Source organism: Streptomyces sp. NPDC091272, from assembly GCF_044757485.1.
GTDB lineage: Bacteria > Actinomycetota > Actinomycetes > Streptomycetales > Streptomycetaceae > Streptomyces.
Map to the genome: position 1 here is coordinate 582,676 of NZ_JBIVVC010000001.1, position 22,031 is coordinate 604,706.

The window sequence follows — 22,031 nt, forward strand, 5'->3', positions numbered from 1 at the left end:
CCGGGGCCGCACGCCCGGACAGGTTCCGCACGCGTACGGATGGCACAATCGGCGGCGGTGGGCGCCGTCCGCCGCCGGGCCCCGAGGCGCCGGCCCCCGACACCGCAGAAGGCCCCGGCCGATGAGCAGCTCCTACCGTGACTTCGCAGGCCGCGGCACCGCCCGCGCCACCGTCCTGCGCACCGTCGGCCCCCGTGAGCGCCGCTCCCACCTGACCGCCCCGCGCGTGCCCACCGTCGGCATCGACATCGGGGGTACGAAGGTGATGGCGGGCGTCGTGGACGCCGACGGCGCCATCCTGGAGACCCTGCGCGCGGAGACACCGGACAAGTCCAAGAGCGCCAAGGTCGTCGAGGACACCATCGTCGAGCTGGTCCTGGACCTCTCCGACCGGCACGACGTGCACGCGGTGGGCATCGGCGCCGCCGGCTGGGTCGACGCGGACCGCAGCAAGGTCCTCTTCGCCCCGCACCTCGCCTGGCGCAACGAGCCCCTGCGGGACGCGATCTCCGCGCGCCTCGCGGTCCCCGTGCTCGTCGACAACGACGCCAACACGGCCGCCTGGGCCGAGTGGCGGTTCGGCGCAGGACGCGGCGAGGACCACCTCGTCATGATCACCCTCGGTACCGGCATCGGCGGCGCCATCCTGGAGGACGGCCAGGTCAAGCGGGGTGAGTACGGAGTCGCCGGCGAGTTCGGCCATATGCAGGTCGTGCCTGGCGGGCACCGCTGCCCGTGCGGCAACCGCGGCTGCTGGGAGCAGTACAGCTCCGGCAACGCCCTCGTCCGTGAGGCCCGCGAACTCGCCGCCGCGGACTCCCCGGTCGCGTACCACCTCATCGAGCGCGTCGGCGGGAACATCCACGAGATCACCGGCCCGCTGATCACCGAGCTGGCCAGGGGCGGCGACGCCATGTGCGTCGAACTCCTCCAGGACATCGGCCAGTGGCTCGGCGTCGGCATCGCCAACCTGGCCGCGGCCCTTGACCCCTCCTGCTTCGTCATCGGCGGCGGCGTCAGCGCCGCCGACGACCTCTTGATCGGCCCGGCCAGGGACGCCTTCCGCCGCCACCTCACCGGCCGCGGCTACCGCCCCGAGGCCCGTATCGCCAAGGCCCAGCTGGGCCCGGAGGCGGGCATGGTCGGGGCCGCGGACCTCGCCCGGCTGGTCGCCCGCCGGTTCCGCCGGGCCAACCGCCGCCGGGTCGAGCGCCACGAACGCTACGAGCGCTACGCGCAGGTGATCCGCACCGCCACCTCGGAACCGAGGCAGGCCCCGGCTCCGGCGGAGCAGGCTCCCGCGGCGGACCAGGCTCCCGCGGCGGACCAGGCCCCCGCGGCGGAGAAGGCCCCCGCGGCGGGACCGGCCCCGGCGGCCGGACCGGTCGCAGGACCCGGGCAGGCCCGCGAGGCCGAACCGACCATGCCCGCCGGGCCCGCCCCCGAGCAGGGCCCCGCCACCCGCGCAGCCCCTCGCGCACCCGGCACCGACAGCGCCCACGGCGCACAGGGAACCACCCGATGACCTCCACGATCCCGCACCAGAGCCCGCCCCCCGACGGCCGCGGGAACCGGCCGCCGGAGAGCCGCCGCCGGGTGATCGTGCGGCGTACGGTCACCGCGGTCATCATCGTGCTGCTCATCGGCATCCCGGCCGGCTATCTGCTCGTCTCCGCCGAACAGAGCCGCGACAGCGGCCGCAACAAGGAGCGCGAGGCCGCGGCGGGGGGCCTCACCGTCGGCTGGCCCTCCCAGGTGCAGCGACGGATCTACCACCTGCCGATCCCGCTGATGGCCCAGAACCTCGCGTACTACGAGACCAACAACTGGAAGACCAGCCGGATGCACGTCCGGTTCGCCACCACCCCCGCGGACCTCGACACCTTCCTCAAGGACGTGGGCACCTCGGCCGGCGCCCTCAAGGAGGGCACGGTCAGCATCCGCGAGCACGACCGGACCACCGTCGGCTGGGTCTTCACCCCCGGCCGCAAGTGGTCGGGCCTGACCTACCGGCAGAAGGCCCCGCTGCCCACCCTGGACATCACGGTCGACCGCACCGTCCCCGAGCGCCCCTGGGTGTACGCGGTCTCCACCGCGAGTCCCTGAGCGGACCGGGAAGGACCCGGCCCGCCAGGGGCCCGCTCCGCGGATCAGGACCCGGAGAGTTCCGAGCGCACGGTGCGGGCCGCGGTCACCAGGTTCTCCAGCGAGGCCCGGGTCTCGGGCCAGCCGCGGGTCTTCAGACCGCAGTCCGGGTTGACCCACAGCCGCTCCGCCGGAATGGCCTCAAGGCCCTTGCGCAGGAGGTCCGCCGCCTCCTGCGCGGAGGGGACGCGCGGCGAGTGGATGTCGTAGACACCGGGACCCGCCTCGCGCGGGTAGCCGTGCGCGGCCAGCTCCCTGGCGACCTGCATGTGCGAGCGCGCCGCCTCCAGGCTGATGACGTCCGCGTCGAGGTCGTCGATGGCCTGGACGATGTCACCGAACTCCGCGTAGCACATGTGGGTGTGGATCTGGGTCTCTGCGCGTACCCCGCCGGTGCTCAGCCGGAAGGACTCCGTCGCCCAGGCCAGGTACGCGGTGTGGTCGGCGGCACGAAGCGGCAGGGTCTCGCGGAGCGCCGGCTCGTCGACCTGGATGACCGAGGTGCCGGCGGCCTCCAGGTCCCCGACCTCGTCCCGCAGGGCCAGGGCGACCTGGCGTGCGGTGTCGCCGAGCGGCTGGTCGTCCCGTACGAACGACCAGGCGAGCATCGTCACGGGACCGGTCAGCATCCCCTTGACCGGGCGGTCGGTGAGGGAGTTCGCGTAACTCGTCCAGCGCACCGTCATCGGCTCCGGACGGGAGATGTCACCGGCGAGTACCGGCGGGCGCACGTAGCGGGTGCCGTACGACTGGACCCAGCCGTGCTGGGTGGCCAGATATCCCGTCAGCTGCTCGGCGAAGTACTGCACCATGTCGTTGCGCTCGGGTTCGCCGTGCACGAGGACGTCGATGCCGGCCTTCTCCTGGAAGGCCAGGACGTCCCGGATCTCCGCCTCGATGCGCTCCTCGTAGCCCGCCGTGTCGATGCGCCCGGTCCTGAGGTCGGCGCGGGCCGCCCGCAACTCGGTGGTCTGCGGGAACGAGCCGATCGTGGTCGTCGGGAGCAGCGGCAGGCCGAGCGCGGCGCGCTGGGCCGCGGCCCGCTCCTCGTACGGCGCCGAACGCCGGCCGTCCGCGCCGGTGACGGCGGCAACCCGGGACCGTACCGCCGGGTCGCGGGTGATGGGGGAGTGGGCGCGGGAGGCCAGGTCGGCCCGGTTGACCGCGAGTTCCGCGGTGATTGCCGCGGTGCCCTGGGCCAGCCCCTTGGTCAGGGTGACGATCTCGGCGCTCTTCTGCCGGGCGAAGGCCAGCCAGCGCAGGATCTGCGGGTCGACGTCGCGCTCGGCGGCGGCGTCCAGCGGGACGTGCAGCAACGAGCAGGAGGCGGCCACGTCGACCCGCCCGGCGAGGCCGAGCAGGGTACCGAGGGTGGCCAGCGACTTCTCGAAGTCGTTGATCCAGATGTTGCGGCCGTCGACGACACCTGCGACGAGACGCTTGCCAGGCAGCCCGCCGACGGCGGCCAGCGCCTCCAGGTTGGCCGCCGCGGGACCGGTGAAGTCCAGTGCGAGACCCTCGACCGGGGCCTTGGCGAGTACCGGCAGGGCGTCGCCGAGCCGGTCGAAGTACGAGGCGACGAGCAGCAGCGGCCGGTCGGTGAGAGCGCCCAGGTCGCGGTAGGCGCGCTCGGCCGCGCTCAGCTCGGCGGGGGCGCGGTCCTGGACCAGCGCCGGCTCGTCCAGCTGCACCCACTGCGCCCCGGCCGCCCGCAGGTCGGCGAGCACCTCGGCGTACACCGGGAGCAGCCGGTCGAGCAGGGTCAGCGGTTCGAAGTCGGCGGCCACGCCGGGAGCGGGCTTGGCCAGCAGCAGATAGGTGACGGGGCCGACGAGTACGGGCCGCGCGTCGTGACCGAGCGCGAGAGCCTCCTGGAACTCGGCGACCTGCTTGGTGGAGTCCGCAGTGAAGACCGTGCCGGGCCCCAACTCGGGCACCAGGTAGTGGTAGTTGGTGTCGAACCACTTGGTCATCTCCAGGGGTGCCACGTCCTGGTTGCCGCGGGCCATGGCGAAGTACCCGTCCAGCACGTCGGCTTCGACGGCCGCACGGTGGCGGGCGGGGACGGCGCCGACCATGACACTGGTGTCCAGGACGTGGTCGTAGTACGAGAAGTCACCGGTGGGCACCTCGTGGAGGCCGGCCTCGGCCAGCTGCCGCCAGTTGGTGCGGCGCAGCTCCCGTGCGCTCTCCCGGAGGGCGTCGGCGGTGACCTTGCCCTTCCAGTAGCCCTCGACGGCCTTCTTCAGCTCCCGGTTGCCGCCCTGGCGGGGGTAGCCGTACACGGTGGACCGTGCTGCCGCTGCTGCGGACTTCGCTGTCACGGAAATCTCCTTCGCGAGATGACTCCTGAGAATCCCGGAGACGGATCACGGACGCGAAGGGTGACGGAACCGGGCAAAGGCGCGCGACGGGCGCGGTCCTTCGCCTGATGTGTACGCCGACCCGCCCACGAGGTCACCGGGATGTCCGTACGCGAGGGGTCGCGTACGGGCAACGGGCAGGTCTTCGGACTCGCGGGCACTTCTGCCGGTGTTGCTCCGGCAGGTTCCTACTGGCCGTCGCTTCCCAGGTCCTTGGCCGGACCCAGTGCGTATGACGGCGGTCGTTCCCACTCACCGCTGCGGGGCAGTCCCGGATTCCCACCGGGTTCCCTCTTGCGACGCGCCTGCCTGGCGGGCAGGGCGAACCAGTTGCACCCGACACCCTAGGCGCCCGCGGCCCCGACGGTCACCGCGGTCCACACGGCGGACCGTGACATCGGACACGGATCGCGTGACGGTACGGGGGGGATCGCGTGACGGTACGGGCGCGGGGGGTACCTGCCCCGGCGGCCCCGGCGGAGGAAAGCCCTGTGAAACACCCACAAAGAACAATCCAGTTGAAATGCCTGCAAATAGGGTGACGCGGTGAGCACCTCAGCCGATGTCACGCCGCCCCCGCCCCCGGTCCCGCCCGCAGTCTCCGCCCGCACCCTGCTGCCCCTCGTGGTGCCCGCGCTCGTGGTGGGCGTCGGTTGCAGCCTGCTCTTCCTCGCGGTCAGCGCGCTCGCCGAGGAACTTCAGGAGGTCCTCTGGACGGATCTGCCCGACGCGCTCGGCATCGGCGGGTACTCGGCGCTGTGGATGATCGTGATGCTCACCTCCACCGGTGTGCTGGTCGGGCTCGTCGTGTGGAAAGCGCCCGGAGGAGCGGGCCCCGACCCGGCCACGCTCGGTCTCGGCGAGGAGGAACCGCTGCGGCCCTACGTGGTGCCGGGGCTGCTGGTCGCCAACGCCCTGATGCTCGCCGGAGGTCCGAGCCTCGGCCCGGAGAACCCGATCATCGCCGCCAACGTGGCGCTCGCCTTCTGGCTCGGCACCAAGGCGCTGCCGGGAGCTCCGGGTCAGCTGTGGATGTCGCTCGCCACCGCGGCGACACTCGGCGCCCTCTTCGGTACCCCGGTCGCCGCCGCGCTCGTGGTCTCCGAGGCGCTGGCGGGGCGGCCCATGCCGGTGAAGGGTTCCCTGTGGGACAACCTCTTCGGCCCGTTGCTCGCCGCGGCGGCAGGGTCGCTGACGACGACCCTGCTCGCCTCGCCCTCCTTCGACCTGGGCCTCCCGCCCTTCGGCCGGCCGGATTGGGGCGACCTGCTGGCCGCGATCGTGGTCGCCTGCGCCGCCGCGGTGCTCGGCATGGTCGCCGTCCTCCTCTTCCCCTACGTGCACCGCGCCTTCGGGAGCCTGCGGCACCCGATGCTGATGCTGCCGCTCGGCGGGCTCGTACTCGGCCTGCTCGGCGCACTGGGCGGGCAGCTCACCCTGTTCAAGGGGCTGCACGAGGTCGGCGAGCTTGCTGCGGACCCGGACGGCCGGTCGGCCGGACAGTTCGCCGGGCTCGCGGTGGTGAAGCTGGTGGCGCTGCTGGTCGCGGCGGCCTGTGGGTTCCGGGGCGGACGGATCTTTCCGGCCGTGTTCGTCGGCGCCGCGTTCGGTCTCTGCGTGCACGCGCTCGTGCCGGGCGTGCACCCCTCGGTCGGCATCGCGGCGGGTGTGCTCGGCATGCTGCTCGCGATCACCCGGCAGGGGTGGATCAGCCTCTTCACCGCCGCCGTGCTCGTGTCGTCGCCCGCGATCATCGCGCTCATGTGCATCGCGTCCCTGCCCGCCTGGCTCCTGGTGACGGGCCGCCCCCAGATGCAACTGACCGAGGACGGCACGCCGTTGCGGTGAGAGGGCGACGCGCCCGGGCGTCGACCTCGGCAGGGGAGCGGCGGCACGTCACCCGGCCTCCTCCCGCCTCAGGAGTTCTTGACGACCTTGCGCACATTCTCGACCGTGCCGCAGTCGGCCTTGAGGTGCTTCTCGCGTGCGCCCCAGAAAGCCACGGCGAGTTCGCCGCGACGGGTGCCCGACACGTTCTCGCGGGCGCCGTTGAGGATGGTGCGTTCCTCCTCGTCGGTGTGGTGCGCCACGGCCTCGACGAGCTCCTCCAGCTTGGAGTCCCAGTCGTCCGAGCCGACCTCGTCGACCTCCAGCAGGGCGAGCAGGGCCTCGTTGCCCTCGGCGTGCTCCTCGGAACCGTGGTCGACCTCTTCGTTGTCGATGTCCTTGTACCGCTTGAGCGCGGGGTAGACCTCTTCCTCCTCCGCCTCACCGTGGGCGATGAGCAGGGCGGAGAACTCCCGCAGCGCGCCGGCGCGGTCGTCCTCGACGCTCCGCATCCGGCGGAACAGCTCCTCCATCCGCCGGTGGTCGTCCAGGATCAGCTCCACCACGTCCTGCGACTTCTCTGCCATGGTCGTCCTCCACATACGGGTCGGCTGCTACGTCTTCCTCCCCGCCTACCCCGAGCAGCGGCTTTTGCTGCCACCCGTTGCGCCGAACGCGTGTGCCCCCGTGAGAAACGTTCGCCCAAGGCCCGCGCGCTACGGGCCCACCCGCAGCGCGTCCACCACCGCCTCCAGCCGTCCGTGCCGTGCGGCGACCGTGCGCTGGCGGGTGGCGCCGGTGCCCCGCTCCCGCAGGTCGAGCAGCCAGGCCGACACGGTACGCAGGTCGCCCCACGCCGTCAGACGCGGTTCCACCAGTGCCATCAGGGAATCCGCGAGCTGCCAGGCGGGTACGGGAAGCGCCTCGGGCCGGCAGGTGTCCAGGAGGGAGCCCGTCATGCCGTGCCGGGCCGCGCACCAGCTCGCGGCCCGCAGGACGGTCTCCGGCACGCCGGGCGCCGGCCGTCCTTCGCGGACCCGGTCGAGCGACACGCTCACCAGTGCCCGCACCAGCAAGGCGTACGCGACGGTGTCCGCCACCTCCGGCATGACGTCGGCGACCCGCACCTCCACCGTGGGGACATGGCGGGACGGACGTATCTGCCAGTAGATCATCGCCGGATCCATCGCCGCCCCGCTCCTGACCACCGCGGAGACGATGCTCTCGTAGTGCTCCGCCGATTCGAGGACGGGCGGCGGACCCGACGAGGGCCATCTGTCCCACAACAGGGTGCGCCAGCTCGCATAGCCGGTGTCAGAGCCGTTCCAGAACGGTGAGTTGGCGGACAGGGCCAGCAGCAGCGGCGCCCACACCCGTAGGTGATTGACCACCCGTACCGCTTCCTCCGGGTCGTCGACCCCGATGTGGACGTGGCACGCGCCCACGCACTGGTCCCGTCCCAGGGGGCCGAAGTGCTGGTGGATCTGTCCGTAGCGGGGCCTGTCCTGGACGGGGGGCGGGCCGGGGTCACCGAGGACCGGGGCGCCGGCCGCGACGAGGAAGCAGTCCCGCAACTGGGCCTGCGCCGCGGCGGCGCCCCGCAGCCGGGTGATCTCCTTCTCCAGCGCCTGCGCGTCGGCGCAGACCGCACTCACCGTCTCCAGCTGTACGGGAGAGAACTCCAGCTCCACATGGGCGGCCCCCACCACCTCGCGCGTCGCGTCCATGACCGCGGAGGCCTTGGGCACCGTGCGCCGGGTGCGCCGGTCCGCCAGCAGGAACTCCTCCTCCACGCCCATGGTGGGGGCGGCAGCCCCGGAGCCTGGCAGGCCCGGCTCACGAGGATCAGCGGGTGCGGACAACGGAGGCCTCCTTCGCAGAAGCTGTGGAGCCTGACGCCGGGACGGTCGGGGGCAGGTGGAGCGGGAGGGGGAGCCTCCGTGCGGTTCAGGTGCCCACGGAGAAGCGCGCCCCGCCCGGGTCGCTCAGGACCGCCTGTTCGGGGTTCTGCCCGCGCTGGTGCACGTCTCCGCCGTGCGCCAGCGCGGCGCTCACACAGGCTTCGACGTCGGTGACGGAGAAGTGGATCTGCCAGTGCGGCCGGAGCGCGGGGTCCGGTGCGGACTCCACCGCGCCGGAGTGGATCCGGGCCACGACGTCGCCCTGGCTGCGGAGCACCACCCGCTCGTCCTCGTAGGCGACCTCACTGCTGCCGGGCACCTCCGAACCCCACCCGAGGACCTCCGCGTAGAAGATGGCCGCGTCGAAGGCGTCCCGGGTGTGCAGCTCGACGAAGGCGGGAGCCGCGCGCCGCCACCGCTCCCAGTCCGAGATCAGCTCTCCCTCCCACACCCCGAAGACCGCGCCGTCGCGGTCGGCCAGGAGCGCCGCCCGTCCCGGCGGGAAGGAGAGCGGTCCCACCGCCGCGGTCCCGCCCCGCTCCCGGCACAGGGACACCGTCTCGTCCGCGCTGTCCGCCGCGAAGAACGGCGTCCAGGCGACGGGGGCGTGCGCCACGGCCCGCGCGGCGGACACGCCGGCCACCGGCACGCCGCCGACACTCGCGAAGCTGTACCGCTCGCCCAGCTTTCCGGTGCGCCACTCCCAGCCCAGCACGGCGCGGTAGAACGCCTCCGTGGCTTCGAGGTCCCGGGTGGTGAGACTGACCCAGCAAGGCGCCCCGAACACCGAGCTGCTGGTCAGGTCTGCGTGTGCGGCTGTCTGGCGGCCATTCATCTCTCTGCCGTTCTCATCGACGGGGGCCGTAGGGCGCCAGGCTGTCGGCGTCCTCGGCGTCTTGCTCCATCATGCTCGTGCTCTCGCACTTCTTCCTGCTCAGGCCCGCGCGCCCGGCGCGCGGCCACCAGCCCACGGGGGGCCGGCTGCCACCGGCACATCACCCCCGGCGCCCGGTCAGTACGCGCTGCGCGGCCACGGCGGCCCGGTTCACCGGCCCACGGGCGCGCAGGGCGGCGCGAGCCGCGTTGGAGCCCGGCGCGCCGTGCACACCGCCGCCCGGATGGGCGGACGCGGAGGCCAGGAAGAGACCGCGGACCGGAGTCTCGGGGCGTGCGGTGCCCGGAACGGGGCGGAACACGAGCTGCTGGTGCAGGGAGGCGGTGCCGCCGTTGATGGCGCCGCGGTGCAGATTGGCATCGGCCGCCTGCAGCGTGGGGGGCGCCAGCAGACGCCGCGCGCGGATCCGGTCGCGGAAGCCAGGCGCGTACCGCTCGACCTGTTCCTCCATCCGGTCGGCCATGGCCTCCTGCTCGCCCTTGTCCCAGCGACCGGTGATCCGGTCGCCCCCGGCGTCGCCACGTACCTCCTGCGGTACGTGCGTGTAGGCCCAGGCCGACTCCGTGCCGGCGGGGGAGCGGGACGGGTCGGCGGTGGTCATCTGGCCGAAGAGCAGGAACGGGTGGTCGGGGACCTGCCCGGTGGACAGCTGCGCGGCGAACCGGGTGAGGGCGTCGACGCCGTCGGCCAGGTGCACGGTCCCGGCCCCGGCCGCCTCGGGCGCGGTCCAGGGCACCGGCCCCTCCAGCGCCCAGTCGACCTTGAACGTCGCGAAGTCCCACGCGAAGCGCCGCAGGTCGTCATGGACGCGCGAGGGCAGATGGTCGGCGCCGATCAGCTCGCCGTAGAGCTGTGAGGCGCTCACGTCGGCCAGCACGGCGTGCCGGGCGCGTACGGCTTCCCCGTCGGCGGTACGTACGCCCAGCGCCTTGCCGTTCCGTACCACCACCTCGGTGACCTGCCGCCCGCAGTGCACGCTGCCGCCGCGCTCGCGCAGCCGTGCCACCAGGGCGTCGGTGAGCGCTCCCGCACCCCCGACCGGCACCGGAAAGCCGTGGCTCTGGCCGAGCATGGACATCAGCCAGCCGAAACCGCCGCTGCCCGCCGCCTCGGGGGCCAGGTCCGCGTGCAGCGCGTTACCGGCGAGCAGCACCCTGCCGCCCTCACCCGTGAACTTCTCCTCGCCCAGCCGCCGCACCGGCAGCAGCATCTCCCGTGCGAAGCGCAGCCCGCCCGCGGCCCGTACCCGAGCGGCGAGGACGGCCCCGGAGCGCACCGGCGGGAACGGTGTGAACAACGCGTCCAGCACCGGCCCGCCGACCCGGTCCCAGCCCTCGCACAGCTCCAGCCACGCCTGCCCGTCACCGGCGCCGAACCCCTCCAGGCTCCTGGCCGTCGCCTGACGGTCGCGGTCGAGCACCGCACAGCGCCCGTCGGGCAGCGGATGCGCGAGGACCTGCGGGGCATGGCTCCAGCGCAGGCCGTACCGGTCGAGACCGAGGCCACCGATCACCGGGGACGCGGCGGCCAGCGGATAGAACGCGCTGAACACGTCACTGACGAAGTCCGGGTGCACGCCGCGGTCGCTGCGCACCGCGCCGCCCGGCTCGTCCTGCGCCTCCAGGACGGTGACCTGCCAGCCGGCGTCGGCCAGCAGGTTCGCCGCGACGAGGCCGTTGGGCCCGCTGCCGATCACCACCGCGTCAGACATCCGCCACCTCCCCGCTCGTGCCGGACACCGAGTCCCGCGGCACGTGCGGTGCGGCGCCGGACACCGCTTCTTGGGGCGCGCGCGGTGGGCTGCTGACGGGCTGGTGCCGTACTGCCACGGTTCCTCCAGGCGAATCGGCCGGCCGATTGACCGCTTGCTTGACTCTGATCGTCCCGCAATTGGCGAGTGACCGCCTACGCCCGTTTCACACCCCCTGTTCACATTTATTCCCATGCTGCCCCGGGCGGGGTGCGGTGCGGTCCCGTCGCGGGGTGCGGTGCGCTCCCGTGGCGCGGGGCGGTGCGCTCTCGTGGCGTGGAGTGGCGCGCTTTCGTGGCGCGGGGCGGTCAGCGGCTGCGCGGAGTGTGGTCCGCTCTCCCGTCCGCTCCCGTCGCGCGGTCAGCCCCGTCGCGCGGTCAGCGGCTGAGCGCCTTCTCCAGTTCCTGCTTGTTCATCGACGAGCGGCCCTCGATGCCGCGCTTCTTCGCCTCCGCGTACAGCTGGTCCTTCGTCCGCCCCTGGGAGCCGCTGTGCGAACGCTCGCCACCGCGCTCCGGTGCGGACTTCCTGTCACGTGTGGAGGTCTTGCTGGCGGTCTTCGACTCCCCGGAGCGGGCACGCTCCTTGTTCACCGTGCGCGCCGCGATCTCCTTCGCGCGCCCGGTGGAGGTGCCGCGCTTCTCGGCGCCCTCCTTGATGTGCTCGTACTGGCGCTCGCGCTTGGCGTTGGAACCCTGCGGCATGCTGAACTCCTCCCGGACCTGACGGGGGCCGCTCGGCCGGGCCCGCGTCTCGACGACTGACCGCGTACCCGTTGGCCGATTTCTCACCCGGGTACGCAACTCCATCTGATGCGGGCGTTCTCCGATGTGCGAGCAGGCGGCGACCGAACGGATGAGTCCGTCCCGGCCGCCTCGCCCGTACCCCCGCGAGAGCACCCACGACGACCGGGACGAGGCCCCGGTGGCAGCCTTCAGCCCTCCTCGTCGGGTCCTCCGGGCCGCGGTGGGGAGTGTGCGGCCAGCCGTAGTTGCAGCATCAGCGCGAAGCGTACGGACGGGTCCCGCAGGTCGGCCCCGGCCACCTCGGCCACCCGCCGGATCCGGTACCGGAAGGTGTTCGGGTGGACGCGGCCGCTCGCGGCGGCGGCCGGAACGTCACCGAACGCGTCGAGCCAGGCGTTCAGGGTCTCGACCAGCTGGGACCGGTGCTTGGCGTCGTACGCGGCGAGCCGGGTGACGGGGGTTCGGCGGTTCGTCGCCGTGCTGGGTGACCAGATCGCTCAACTCCAGCAGCAGGGCGTCGAGGTGGACGTCGCCGATCGCGGCGACCCGTCTGCCGGTTCTCCCGCTCAGCAGCACCCGCAGGGCCCGGTCGGCGCTCGTGCGCGAACGCACAAGTGCCGTCGGTTCCCTCGCCACCGAACCGATGCCGATGACCGCCCGCGACCTCCCACCCGTACGCTCCACGAAGTTGCCCGCGACCCGGGCCGCCTGCTCGCGGCCCGCCTCCGGGCCCCCGGCACGGGGACGATCGCGTAGGCGACGTCGCCCAGCAGGGCGAGGGCGGAGCGGGGCCGCACCGCGTCGAGGTGGATGCCCAGCGCGCTGGTGAGCCGCTCCCGCTCGGCGGCGGTCCGGGCGTGATCGTCGCTCCGACCCGCGAGGCCGAGCGCCATCACCACCGTGGGCCCGTTGCCGAACCCCAGCCGGTCGAGGGCGTCGGCGGCGCCGGCGCCGCCCTCCAGGACGGTGCTGACGAGGTCGGAGCGCAGCCTGTTCCGCACGTCCGCGCCCGCCCCGTGCCCGCCCAGCTCGGTGAGCAGACGGGCGATGTCCCCGGTCCCGTGGACGGCGACCCCCAGCACGATCGCGTGGGACGGGTACGCGACCTCGTCCCCGGGGTCGTGGATGACGACGCCGCCCACGTCCTGGACGAGGTCGTCCCTGCCGTGCGCGAGGTCCAGCAGGGACGGACCGAGGTCTTCGAGCACCCGGCGCGGACTCGTACGGGGGCTCGTCGGCATCTCACTGGTCACCAGCTGCGCCACGAGCCGCACCACCCTGGCCGTCACTGGTGGAGTTTTCCGTTCGGCTTCTCAGGCGAGGGAGAACAGGGCTTCTGCGTTGGTTGAGGCGATCTGGCAGCGGGCTGCTGGGTCGGGGATGGCCTCGAAGAAGTTGTGGACGGCCGCTGCGTCGGGTCGGTGGAAGGGGTAGTCCGTGGAGAACAGCACCTTGTCGGCGTGGGTGAAGTCGAGGCTGTGGCGCAGGAGCCGTTCCTGGAGCATTCCGCTGCTGGTGATGTGGATGTTGGTGGTGATGTAGTCGGCCACTCGGCGTTCGAGGTGGGTAGCGACGTTCGAGAGGCTGTCGACGCGGTCCATCCAGAACAGCAGCATCTCGCCCCAGTGCCCGAGGACGAGCTGCAGCTCGGGGTGGCGGTCGAAGGTGCCGCTGAGGATGAGGCGCAGGGCTGAGAGGCCGGTGTCCATGTGCCAGCCCCAGCCGAAGCTCGCCAGGCCGAGCTCGACCTGCGGATCCAGGCCCCGGTAGGCGGCATCGCGCAGCTCGTTGGAGGTGATCTGCGGGTGGATGAAGACGGGCTGGTGCAGACGGGCCGCGGTGGCGAACAGGTCTTCGTAGGCCGGATCGTCGAGTGTGCGGCTGCCGCTGCGTCCGTGGATCATCGCCCCGACGTGCCCCGACTCGGTCGCACAGCGTTCGAGTTCGGCGGCTGCGGCTTGTGGGTCGCTGGTCGGCAGGGTGGCGAACGCGCGGAAGCGGTCGGGATGGGCGCGGACAGCGTCGGCGGCTTCGTCATTCGCCTCCCGTGCCAGTGCGACGGCCTCGGCCGGCGGCAGGGGCTGGGTGGCGGGGGTGACGACCGACAGGATGGCCACGTCGATCCCGGCGGCGTCCATCGCTGCGATGCGGCCGGGGCCGATGTCCTCAAGGCGTGCCTGGTTGTCGCCCCTTGCGTTGAAGGCGACGCTTTCGTCCCGGGACTCGGACGGCAGGCGTTCCAGGGCTTCCCGGATGCGGGCGCTGTTCCAGTGTTCTTCGACAGCGATGATCTTCATGTGGACGGCCTCCGGGGCAGTCGGGGGTGGAGCGGGGGTTCTACCAGCGGACGGTCTGGCCCTCGCGGTCGAGGTAGTGCAGTCCGCCCTTGCCGGCCTGGGACTCGATCGTGTCGACGACGCCGGGGATGCTCTCGTCGATGGTCAGGCGGGCGCTGGGTCCGCCCAGGTCGGTCTTGACCCAGCCCGGGGCCATGAGCAGGAGCGTGCGGGGGTCGTCGGCGTGCCGGGCGGCGAAGCTGCGCATCAGCTGGTTCAGCGCGGACTTGCTCGCCCGGTAGACCTCGAAGCCGCCCTTCGTGTTGTCGGCGACGCTGCCCTGCCCCGAGGACATCACGCCGATGGTTCCGCTCGCGGGAACCAGGTTCTGCAGCGTCTCGACGGCGCGCATGGGGCTCAGTGCGTTGGTGACCATGACGCGGGTGAAGTCGTCGGTGGACACATCGGTGAAGGTCGCCGAGGGGTCGGTGGTGTAGTTCGTGCCGGCGTTGACGAACAGCAGGTCGAGCGTGGTGCCGGCCAGGCGCTCGCGCAGCGCTGCAACCTGCTCGGGCGCCGTGATGTCGACGTTCTCCACCGCGAGGCGGCCGTTCGCCGTCCGGGCCAGGGTGTGCAGGTCGGACTCCTTGCGCTCGGTCGCGATGACCTGCCAGCCCCGGCTCAGGAGCTCGGCGGTCAACGCGTAGCCCAGTCCGCGGGAGGCGCCGACGATCAGAGCGGTCTTGCTGATGGTCGCTGTCATGGTTGCTCCTCGTTCTGGAAGGGTCGGTCTTGAGTGCCGATCCTGAAACTAGGCAATTCGGACACCACTCACACTACGAGCCGAAGAATTGCCTGTCAAATGACCGCTATCATTCGACAGAGAAGGGAGGTTAGGGTGGGATGATGGAAGAGAACGAGACCTCGCAGCTCTTCGAGCTCGCTGACCTGATCCTGGCGGTGGGGCGGCACATCGAGGCGTCCAAGGAGGTCGCGGCCGAGTCCGGGACGCCCCTGGAGGGCGCGGTGATGCGTTTCATCGACCGCCATCCCGGCACGACGGCCGGCGAAGCGGCCGAGGCCACCCGGCTGATCTCCAGCAACTTCAGCAGGGCGGTACGCGGTCTGGAGAAGAAGGGCCTGGTACGGCGCGACGTCGACCCGCGCGACGCCCGCCGGGTGCGCCTTTACCCCACCGAGCAAGCACAGGAGAACCTGCGGCGACTGCGTGCTGTCTGGAGCCGCCTGCTCGATGGCACCGTCACCGATCCCCACCAGATCGCTGCCGTGATCTCGACGCTCCAGCACATCGAAAGCCGACTCGTCGCCCAGTCCCTCAGCGGAGCGCGAGGCGCGGCAAACCGGTAGCCGGAACGGCAACTGGGCTGATCGGGTGACTCGCCGGGTGGCGGGCCATAGCGAGGAGCGGGCGTCCGCCCCGGCGGATGCCCTACTCGCTGCGGATGCGAGCGCGTTCGCAGCGTTGGGCGGCGAGGACGTCGTGGATGGCGGGCGTGGGTGTTGCGCCAGCGCAGGTAGGCGTGCAGGGCGCGGGTCTGGACGGTGTGGTTCGGGTGGTGGGAGTTAGCCACGGCGAACTGCCGCAGAGGTCCGAAGTACTCCTCGATGGGGGCGCGATAGCCGGGTCCCGACTGCCTCACGCCGAGGCCAGCAGCATCATCGCGCGGCGGCAGCGCACCGTGTTCATCGTGCCGCGGCGCACCACCTGCTGCGGTTTCTGGCCCTCCTGGTCGGATTACCGACGGACCCTGACGGGCTCTGCCACCACGCCTCCGCGAACCCGAAACCGATGGAGCTCGACAACCCACCGGCCCACACCCCATCAACCCGGCGAAGTCACCCGGTCAACGCACTAGGTGTATTGATCACGAGCGCTGTTGACTTTGGCTACAGCACCAACGACAGCAGCAGGACGAGCGCTCCGGCGACGACCGAGATGATGGTCTCCATGAGCGACCAGGTCTTGATGGTCTGGCCGACGTCCATGCCGAAGTACTCCTTGACCAGCCAGAAGCCCGCGTCGTTGACATGGCTGAAGAAGAGCGAGCCGGCGCCGATGGCGAGGACGAGCAGGGCGGCGTGCGAGGTCGACATCTCGGCGGCGAGCGGCGCCACCAAGCCGGCGGCGGAGACCGTCGCGACGGTGGCGGAGCCGGTGGCCAGGCGGATGACGACGGCGATCAGCCACGCGAGCAGCAGGGCCGGGATGGACCAGTCCTCGGAGATCTGCAGGACCATCTGACCGACACCGGAGTCGATGAGGGTCTGCTTGAAACCTCCGCCCGCGCCGACGATCAGCAGGACGCCCGCGATCGGGGCGAGCGACTTCTCGACGGTCGTGGTGATCCTGCCCTTGGAGAAGCCCGCGGCGCGGCCCAGCGTGAACATGGCGACGATGACGGCCGCGAGCAGGGCGATCAGCGGCGAACCGATGACGTCGAAGACGCGCTGCACCGTGTGCTCGGGGTTGTCCACGACGATGTCGACGAGGGCCTTCGCCAGCATCAGGACGACGGGCAGGAGCACGGTGGCGAGGGTCGCCCCGAAGCTGGGCAGCTTGGGAGCCGTGCTGCCGGGCTCGCCGGTGGCCTCGGCCGCGGCCTCCGACGGACGCTGCGGCACCATCTTCTCGGGCACCGGGATGTCCACCCAGCGGGCCGCGACCTTGGAGAACAGCGGGCCGGCGATGATCACGGTCGGGATCGCGACGAGCACACCGAGGGCGAGCGTGACACCCAGGTTGGCGCCGACCGCGTCGATGGCGACGAGCGGGCCGGGGTGCGGCGGGATGAGGCCGTGCATCACGGAGAGACCGGCGAGGGCGGGGATTCCGATGCGCATCAGCGAGTAGTTGCCGCGCTTGGCGACCATCAGCACGACCGGGATCAGCAGCACGATGCCGACCTCGAAGAACAGCGGCAGCCCGATGACGCTGGCGATCAGCACCATCGCCCAGGGCATCGACCGACCGCCCGCCTTGGCGAGGATCGTGTCGACGATCTGATCGGCGCCGCCGGAGTCGGCGAGTAGCTTGCCGAGGATCGCGCCGAGTGCGATCAGGACGCCGACACCGGCGACGGTCGAACCGAGCCCCGCGGTGAAACTGGTGATCACCTTGTCCAGCGGGGCACCCGCGAAGGCCCCGAGCGCGAGCGACCCGATGGTCAGCGCGAGGAACGCGTGCACCTTGAACTTGGTGATGAGCAGGACGATGACGGCGATGCCCGCGAGGACGGCGATTCCGAGCTGGGCGTGGCCTGCCGAGGTGATCGGCTCCACGGCGTCCGCTGCCAGCGTCTCGACGCTGAGACTAGTCACGGTGTTTCCCTTGCAGGAGGTGGTTTATGGGGGGAGGGTGCGCGTCCGCGTGGGGGGCCGCGCGTCGGGGATGCGCCGCCCGAAGGCCGGCGCGGGCGCCGCTAGGACGAAAGCGACGGGGGCGGGGTGCTGCCGTCCGGGTCCGGCCCGGTGGCGCGGGGGGTGCTGCCGTCGCGGTCCGGTTCGGTGGCGCGGGGGGTGCTGCCGTCGGGGTCCGGTTCGGTGGCGCGGGGGGTGCTGCCGTCGGGACCCGGCCCGGTGGCGCGCGTGGCACCGTCGTCAGTTGCCGGCCCGGTGGCGCGCAGCGCCGCCACCGCCCGCTCGGTGATCTCCTCCGGGCTGCCGGCGACATCCACGTCGACACCTGCTTCGTCCGGGCCGAGCGGCTGGAGCGTGGCGAACTGCGAGTCGAGCAGCGCGGTCGGCATGAAGTGCCCCTGGCGCTGGGTCATCCGGCCCTCGATCAGCTCGCGTGAGCCGGTCAGATGGACGAAGACGACATCGGGGGCGGCGGACCGCAGCCGGTCGCGGTAGCTCCGCTTCAGCGCCGAGCTGCTGACCACTCCGCCGAGTCCGGCCCTGCCGTGGGCCCAGGCGCCGATGGCGTCGAGCCAGGGCCACCGGTCGTCGTCGGTCAGCGGGGTGCCCGCGGACATTTTGGCGATGTTCGCCTCGGGGTGGAAGTCGTCGCCCTCGGCATAGGGAACGCCGAGCTGGTCTGCGAGCAGGGGACCGATGGTGGTCTTGCCGGTTCCTGCCACACCCATGACTACGACGACGTGGGGGGTGTGCATTGCTGCTGCCTCGCTGTCTTCTTTGACATCTCGCACGGCGGCCGGTCGTGCGTCACGCCACTGAAACCCATAAGGTCCGAAGAATTCAAGAGCCTGTGACTTAAAAGTCATACTTATTGCGGAACGGAGGCGCCTCGTACGCTTACGCCATGACTGCACAGGCCCGAGGGCTGCACGCCCGCGTACTGGAAAGCCTCGGGCCCGCCATCACAGGAGGCGAGTACCCGCCGGGAAGCGTCCTGCGCACGGACGAGCTGTCCCAGGAGTTCGAGGTGTCCCGCTCAGTGATGCGCGAGGCGGTCCGGGTCCTGGAGTCCATGCACCTCGTGGAGTCGCGGCGGCGCGTGGGTGTGACCGTGCTGCCCGCGCACGAATGGAACGTGTACGACCCGCAGGTCATCCGCTGGCGTCTGGCCGGGGCGGACCGGCCCCGCCAGCTGCGCTCCCTCACGGTGCTGCGCTCCGCCGTCGAACCCACGGCCGCGGGCCTCGCCGCCCGTAACGCCACCGCCGAACAGTGCGCCGCCCTCACCGAGTGCGCCATCGGCATGGTGGCCCACTCCCGCGGCCGGCGGCTGGAGGGCTATCTCCTGCACGACGTCGAGTTCCACCGGACGATACTCAAGGCGTCCGGCAACGAGATGTTCGCCCGCCTGGGCGACGTGGTCGCCGAGGTGCTCACCGGCCGCACCCACCACCAGGTGATGTTCGAGGACCCCGACCCGGCGGCGGTCACCCTGCACGTCAAGGTCGCCGAGGCGGTGCGGGAGCGGGACGCGGTGCGGGCCGAGGAACTGACCCGCGAGATCACCGTGGGCGCCCTGGAGGAGCTGGACGTGCTCGCGCCCTAGCGCTGCGTGCGCCGAGCCGTGCGAGGACCGCACGAGAACCGGAACGCCTTATGCTTCAGGACGGCCGCGGCGCGGCGGCCCGTCATGAGGTGCAGCAGCAGTGGGAGAGTCAGTGATCTGCGTCGGAGGCATGATCGGAATCGGCAAGACGAGCGTCGCCGAGCTGATCGCCAAGGAACTGGGCAGCGAGGTCTTCCACGAGAGCGTGGACGACAATCCGATCCTGCCGCTCTTCTACACCGCGAGCCCCGAGGAGATACAGGCCAAGCGCTATCCCTTCCTGCTCCAGCTGCACTTCCTGCGGACCCGGTTCGCCTCGATCAAGGAGGCGTACAAGAAGGGCGACAACGTCCTCGACCGGTCCATCTACGAGGACTGGTACTTCGCCAAGGTCAACCACGACCTCGGCCGGATCAGCACCCTCGAAATGCAGGTGTACGAGGGTCTGCTCGACGAGATGATGCGCGAGATCGACGGCCTGCCGTACCGCAAGGCACCCGACCTCATGGTCTACCTCAAGGCCGACTTCGAGACGGTACTGCGCAGGATCGGACTGCGGGGCCGTGACTTCGAGCAGGACGAGGGCCTCGTCGAGTACTACCGCACGCTGTGGTCCGGCTACGACGACTGGGTGCGCGAGCACTACCGCGCCAGCGAGGTCCTCGTCATCGACATGAGCCGCACGGACGTCGTGCACAACCCCCAGGACGCGGCCCGCGTGATACGTCAGGTCAAGGCCGCCCTGACGGTGGCCGGGCGCCCGGCCTGAGAGCAGGACACCCCTTCTGCCACCGGGGCACGGCCGGGCGGCTACCGCCCCCCGGCGATGGGACGCAGTCCGTCGAGGAGGACGGTCAGCACCCGACCGGCCTCGTCCGGGGCGTTCTCCCTGGCCCACGCCGTGGCGGCGATCAGCGTGAACAACTCGGCGGGCGTGATGTCCGGGCGGATGTCGCCCGCGTGCTGGGCCCGCACCAGCAGTTGCTCGCCCGATGCCTGCATGGTGGTGCACGCGTGGTTGAGGTCGGAGGCCTCGTCCTTCAGGCCGTGCATCAGCATGTTGACCAGACCGCGGTAGACGGTGGCGTGCTCCACCGCCGCGCCGACCCACGTGGCGAGAGCCGCCCCGGGTCGGACTGTGCTCGACAACTCCTGCGCGGTGGCGCCCAGTTCTTCGAGACTTTCGCGCAGCATGGCTTCCAGCAGGCTCTCCCGGGTGGGGAAGTGCCGGTAGAGGGTCGCGTTGCCCAGCCCGGCCTGCCGGGCGATGTCGTCGAGCGAGGTGTCGATGCCGTGCTTCTCGAAGGCCGACTTGGCCTCGGTGAGCAGCCGGTCGTAGTTACGGCGTGCGTCGGCGCGCATCCGGATCACACTTCCCTTCGAGCCGGGAGCGGTCCCGCACCCGGCTCGGGGGTACGGGACCCGAAATGGGGTGTAACCCCGGATGCTATCCCGGACATCCGACGAGCTCACCCGGCACCGAGAACTGCCGAGCGGGGGAGCGCCGCTACGACGTGGCCTCCGCGTCCGTCGCTTCCACGGCGGGCGCCGGGGTGGCCTCGCGCATGACGAACGCGAGCGCAATGGTGAGCGCGGTGAAGCCGGCCCCCCAGGCGAAGGCCGTCGTGACGCCTTCGGTGAGGACGAAGTCGGCGGCGCCCTGTTCGCTCAACCCTGCCGGAACGCTCTGTGCCGCGTCCCGGCCGGCGGCGCCGAACACGGTGACCATGATGGCGAGTCCGAGCGCGCCGCCGATCTGCTGCATGACGTTCAGCAGTCCGGAAGCGGCGCCGGCCTCCTCGGGCGCGATGCCGGACATCAGGATCGTGGTGACACCGACGAGCAGGGTGCCCATACCGATACCGGCGACGACCAACGGGCCGAGCAGCGCGGACGCGTAGCCGGATTCCTGGTCGAGCTGGGCGAACCACACGAGCGAGACACTGATGGCGGCGGCCCCGGCCGCGGTGAGCACGCGCGGGCCGGTGCGCGGCAGCCACTTGGCGGCCAGACCGGAGGTCACCAGGATCAACAGGGCCAGGGGTACGAACGCCAGACCCGCCTGGATCGGGCTGAATCCACGCACCTCCTGCAGGAACTGGGTGAGGAAGAAGAACATCGAGTTGCCCGCCGCCATGACGAACAGCAGGGAAAGGTAGCCGGTGGCCCGGTTACGGTCGGCGAACAGCCGCAACGGGGTGATCGGTTGACGCGCGTGGGTCTCGACGAAGTAGAAGACGACGATCAGGGCGATCGCGAGGGCGAATGAGCCCAGGGTGAGGCCGTCGCCCCAGCCGGACTCGGAAGCCCGGATGAAGCCGTACACGAGTGAGGTCATGCCGGCCGTGGACGTGAGTGCGCCGGCCAGGTCGAATCGGCCCGGGGCGCGCTTGGTCTCGTGGATGAACATCGGGGTCAGGACCAGCAGCACGACGCCGATCGGCACGTTGATGAACAGGACCCAGCGCCAGGAGAGCAGGTCGGTCAGGACGCCGCCGCCGATCAGGCCGACAGCGGCGCCGGAACCTGAGACGGCCGCGTACGCGCCGAGGGCACGGGCCCGCGCGCGCTCGTCGGTGAAGTGGGTGGTGATCAGCGCGAGCACCGTGGGCGCCGCGATCGCCGCACCCACTCCTTGCAGGGCGCGGGCAGTCAGCAGCCAGCCGGCGCTGGTGGCGAGGCCGCCCAGCAGCGAGGCGACCGTGAACACGGCGACGCCGGCGACCATACCGCGGCGGTGGCCGACGACATCGCCCACCCGGCCGCCCAGCAGCAACAGTCCGCCGAAGGTGAGCAGATAGGAACTCAGCACCCACGAAAGGCCGGTGGGCGTGAAACCAAGGGCTAAGCGAAGGTCGGGCAGCGCGATGTTCACCACGTTGACGTCCAGGATGAGCATCGTCTGGAGGGCGAGAACGATGGCGAGCACCATGCCGGGCCTGCGGACGGGGACGGTGGCCTCGGGGGAGGCAGTGGGCGAAAGAGGGTGCTGGGCATGGGAGTTGGCGATGGATTGTTCACGCATGGCGAGGGTGGCTCCTGGAGGCTAAGTGGGGACTGTCCACGTTTCTCTGACGGGGAAAATACAGGGACAGTCCCCACTTAGCAATGCCTCTGAGCCCGGGGCGGGGCAGTTGTGGTCAT

18 protein-coding genes, 3 pseudogenes and 1 riboswitch are annotated in these 22,031 nt (G+C 71.5%); of the genes and pseudogenes, 6 read left to right on the forward strand and 15 right to left on the reverse strand.

From position 1 onward, the window contains the following. Positions 1-121: 121 nt before the first annotated feature. Both ACIQM4_RS02265 and ACIQM4_RS02270 read left to right on the forward strand, forming a co-directional pair. A pseudogene (locus ACIQM4_RS02265) lies at positions 122-1,279 on the forward strand (ROK family glucokinase); the annotation flags it as partial. Positions 1,280-1,521: 242 nt separating this feature from the next. Next, positions 1,522-2,106 (forward strand): hypothetical protein, encoded by a 585-nt coding sequence (locus tag ACIQM4_RS02270; protein ID WP_401584780.1) that lies wholly within the window; start codon positions 1,522-1,524, stop codon positions 2,104-2,106. 44 nt (positions 2,107-2,150) lie between these two features. Here ACIQM4_RS02270 and metE read toward each other — a convergent pair whose 3' ends face one another. Then, a complete protein-coding gene (gene metE / locus ACIQM4_RS02275; RefSeq protein WP_401584782.1) occupies positions 2,151-4,469 on the reverse strand; it encodes a 5-methyltetrahydropteroyltriglutamate--homocysteine S-methyltransferase in 2,319 nt (772 codons plus the stop codon). Positions 4,470-4,626: 157 nt separating this feature from the next. Next, positions 4,627-4,854: riboswitch (cobalamin riboswitch) on the reverse strand. 200 nt (positions 4,855-5,054) lie between these two features. Between metE and ACIQM4_RS02280 the strand changes: the two genes are divergently transcribed. Next, positions 5,055-6,356: an ion channel protein gene (locus ACIQM4_RS02280; protein ID WP_401584785.1), complete on the forward strand. Its 1,302-nt coding sequence runs from the start codon at positions 5,055-5,057 to the stop codon at positions 6,354-6,356. A gap of 68 nt (positions 6,357-6,424) precedes the next feature. On the opposite strand, the gene ACIQM4_RS02285 is transcribed toward ACIQM4_RS02280, so the two are convergent. The 9 genes from ACIQM4_RS02285 to ACIQM4_RS02325 form a co-directional block, all read right to left on the reverse strand. Continuing rightward, entirely contained in the window at positions 6,425-6,922 is a 498-nt protein-coding gene (locus ACIQM4_RS02285; protein ID WP_401584788.1) for a hemerythrin domain-containing protein, read from the reverse strand. Between the two features lie 129 nt (positions 6,923-7,051). Next, positions 7,052-8,197 (reverse strand): glutamate--cysteine ligase, encoded by a 1,146-nt coding sequence (locus ACIQM4_RS02290; RefSeq protein ID WP_401584790.1) that lies wholly within the window; start codon positions 8,195-8,197, stop codon positions 7,052-7,054. A gap of 85 nt (positions 8,198-8,282) precedes the next feature. Further along, positions 8,283-9,071, reverse strand: coding sequence for a VOC family protein (locus ACIQM4_RS02295; protein WP_401584793.1), 789 nt, complete (start codon positions 9,069-9,071; stop codon positions 8,283-8,285). Between the two features lie 160 nt (positions 9,072-9,231). Next, positions 9,232-10,842 carry a phytoene desaturase family protein gene (locus ACIQM4_RS02300; RefSeq protein WP_401584796.1) on the reverse strand — a complete coding sequence of 537 codons (1,611 nt, stop codon included), beginning with the start codon at positions 10,840-10,842 and terminating at the stop codon, positions 9,232-9,234. Between the two features lie 416 nt (positions 10,843-11,258). Next, complete coding sequence (locus ACIQM4_RS02305; RefSeq protein ID WP_401584799.1) at positions 11,259-11,585, reverse strand: plasmid stabilization protein; 327 nt, start codon at positions 11,583-11,585, stop codon at positions 11,259-11,261. Between the two features lie 230 nt (positions 11,586-11,815). Beyond that, a complete protein-coding gene (locus ACIQM4_RS02310) occupies positions 11,816-12,121 on the reverse strand; it encodes a PucR family transcriptional regulator (protein WP_401586049.1) in 306 nt (101 codons plus the stop codon). Positions 12,122-12,193: 72 nt separating this feature from the next. Next, a complete protein-coding gene (locus ACIQM4_RS02315) occupies positions 12,194-12,916 on the reverse strand; it encodes a hypothetical protein (protein WP_401584802.1) in 723 nt (240 codons plus the stop codon). Positions 12,917-12,940: 24 nt separating this feature from the next. Further along, the gene (locus ACIQM4_RS02320) at positions 12,941-13,924 is read right to left on the reverse strand and encodes an amidohydrolase family protein (protein WP_401584804.1); all 984 of its coding nucleotides are present in this window, start codon (positions 13,922-13,924) and stop codon (positions 12,941-12,943) included. A gap of 40 nt (positions 13,925-13,964) precedes the next feature. Next, a complete protein-coding gene (locus ACIQM4_RS02325; RefSeq protein WP_401584806.1) occupies positions 13,965-14,666 on the reverse strand; it encodes an SDR family NAD(P)-dependent oxidoreductase in 702 nt (233 codons plus the stop codon). Positions 14,667-14,806: 140 nt separating this feature from the next. Between ACIQM4_RS02325 and ACIQM4_RS02330 the strand changes: the two genes are divergently transcribed. Next, entirely contained in the window at positions 14,807-15,271 is a 465-nt protein-coding gene (locus tag ACIQM4_RS02330; RefSeq protein ID WP_401584808.1) for a MarR family winged helix-turn-helix transcriptional regulator, read from the forward strand. 82 nt (positions 15,272-15,353) lie between these two features. Here ACIQM4_RS02330 and ACIQM4_RS02335 read toward each other — a convergent pair. The 3 genes and pseudogenes from ACIQM4_RS02335 to ACIQM4_RS02345 form a co-directional block, all read right to left on the reverse strand. After that, a pseudogene (locus tag ACIQM4_RS02335) lies at positions 15,354-15,534 on the reverse strand (IS630 family transposase); the annotation flags it as partial. Between the two features lie 277 nt (positions 15,535-15,811). Next, positions 15,812-17,242, reverse strand: coding sequence for a gluconate:H+ symporter (locus tag ACIQM4_RS02340; RefSeq protein WP_401584811.1), 1,431 nt, complete (start codon positions 17,240-17,242; stop codon positions 15,812-15,814). 296 nt (positions 17,243-17,538) lie between these two features. Then, positions 17,539-18,036 (reverse strand): annotated as a pseudogene (locus tag ACIQM4_RS02345) (gluconokinase); the annotation flags it as partial. A 149-nt stretch (positions 18,037-18,185) separates the two neighbouring features. On the opposite strand from ACIQM4_RS02345, the gene ACIQM4_RS02350 reads away from it, so the two are divergent. Both ACIQM4_RS02350 and ACIQM4_RS02355 read left to right on the forward strand, forming a co-directional pair. Next, positions 18,186-18,887, forward strand: coding sequence for a FadR/GntR family transcriptional regulator (locus ACIQM4_RS02350; protein WP_401584814.1), 702 nt, complete (start codon positions 18,186-18,188; stop codon positions 18,885-18,887). Positions 18,888-18,999: 112 nt separating this feature from the next. Next, on the forward strand, positions 19,000-19,656 hold the full coding sequence (locus ACIQM4_RS02355) for a deoxynucleoside kinase (RefSeq protein ID WP_401586051.1): 657 nt from the start codon (positions 19,000-19,002) through the stop codon (positions 19,654-19,656). A 41-nt stretch (positions 19,657-19,697) separates the two neighbouring features. Here the strand turns inward: ACIQM4_RS02355 and ACIQM4_RS02360 are convergent, their stop codons facing one another. Beyond that, the gene (locus tag ACIQM4_RS02360; protein WP_401584817.1) at positions 19,698-20,249 is read right to left on the reverse strand and encodes a TetR/AcrR family transcriptional regulator; all 552 of its coding nucleotides are present in this window, start codon (positions 20,247-20,249) and stop codon (positions 19,698-19,700) included. 145 nt (positions 20,250-20,394) lie between these two features. After that, positions 20,395-21,912 carry an MFS transporter gene (locus ACIQM4_RS02365; protein WP_401584819.1) on the reverse strand — a complete coding sequence of 506 codons (1,518 nt, stop codon included), beginning with the start codon at positions 21,910-21,912 and terminating at the stop codon, positions 20,395-20,397. Between the last annotated feature and the right edge of the window lie 119 nt (positions 21,913-22,031).

Coding starts and splice junctions, on each gene's coding strand:
- ACIQM4_RS02350 (WP_401584814.1), top strand. CDS start 18,186: ATGACTGCACAGGCCCGAGGGCTGCACGCCCGCGTACTGGAAAGCCTC.
- ACIQM4_RS02300 (WP_401584796.1), bottom strand. CDS start 10,842: ATGTCTGACGCGGTGGTGATCGGCAGCGGGCCCAACGGCCTCGTCGCG.
- ACIQM4_RS02360 (WP_401584817.1), bottom strand. CDS start 20,249: ATGCGCGCCGACGCACGCCGTAACTACGACCGGCTGCTCACCGAGGCC.
- ACIQM4_RS02330 (WP_401584808.1), top strand. CDS start 14,807: ATGATGGAAGAGAACGAGACCTCGCAGCTCTTCGAGCTCGCTGACCTG.
- ACIQM4_RS02295 (WP_401584793.1), bottom strand. CDS start 9,071: ATGAATGGCCGCCAGACAGCCGCACACGCAGACCTGACCAGCAGCTCG.
- ACIQM4_RS02325 (WP_401584806.1), bottom strand. CDS start 14,666: ATGACAGCGACCATCAGCAAGACCGCTCTGATCGTCGGCGCCTCCCGC.
- ACIQM4_RS02320 (WP_401584804.1), bottom strand. CDS start 13,924: ATGAAGATCATCGCTGTCGAAGAACACTGGAACAGCGCCCGCATCCGG.
- ACIQM4_RS02285 (WP_401584788.1), bottom strand. CDS start 6,922: ATGGCAGAGAAGTCGCAGGACGTGGTGGAGCTGATCCTGGACGACCAC.
- ACIQM4_RS02305 (WP_401584799.1), bottom strand. CDS start 11,585: ATGCCGCAGGGTTCCAACGCCAAGCGCGAGCGCCAGTACGAGCACATC.
- ACIQM4_RS02365 (WP_401584819.1), bottom strand. CDS start 21,912: ATGCGTGAACAATCCATCGCCAACTCCCATGCCCAGCACCCTCTTTCG.
- ACIQM4_RS02270 (WP_401584780.1), top strand. CDS start 1,522: ATGACCTCCACGATCCCGCACCAGAGCCCGCCCCCCGACGGCCGCGGG.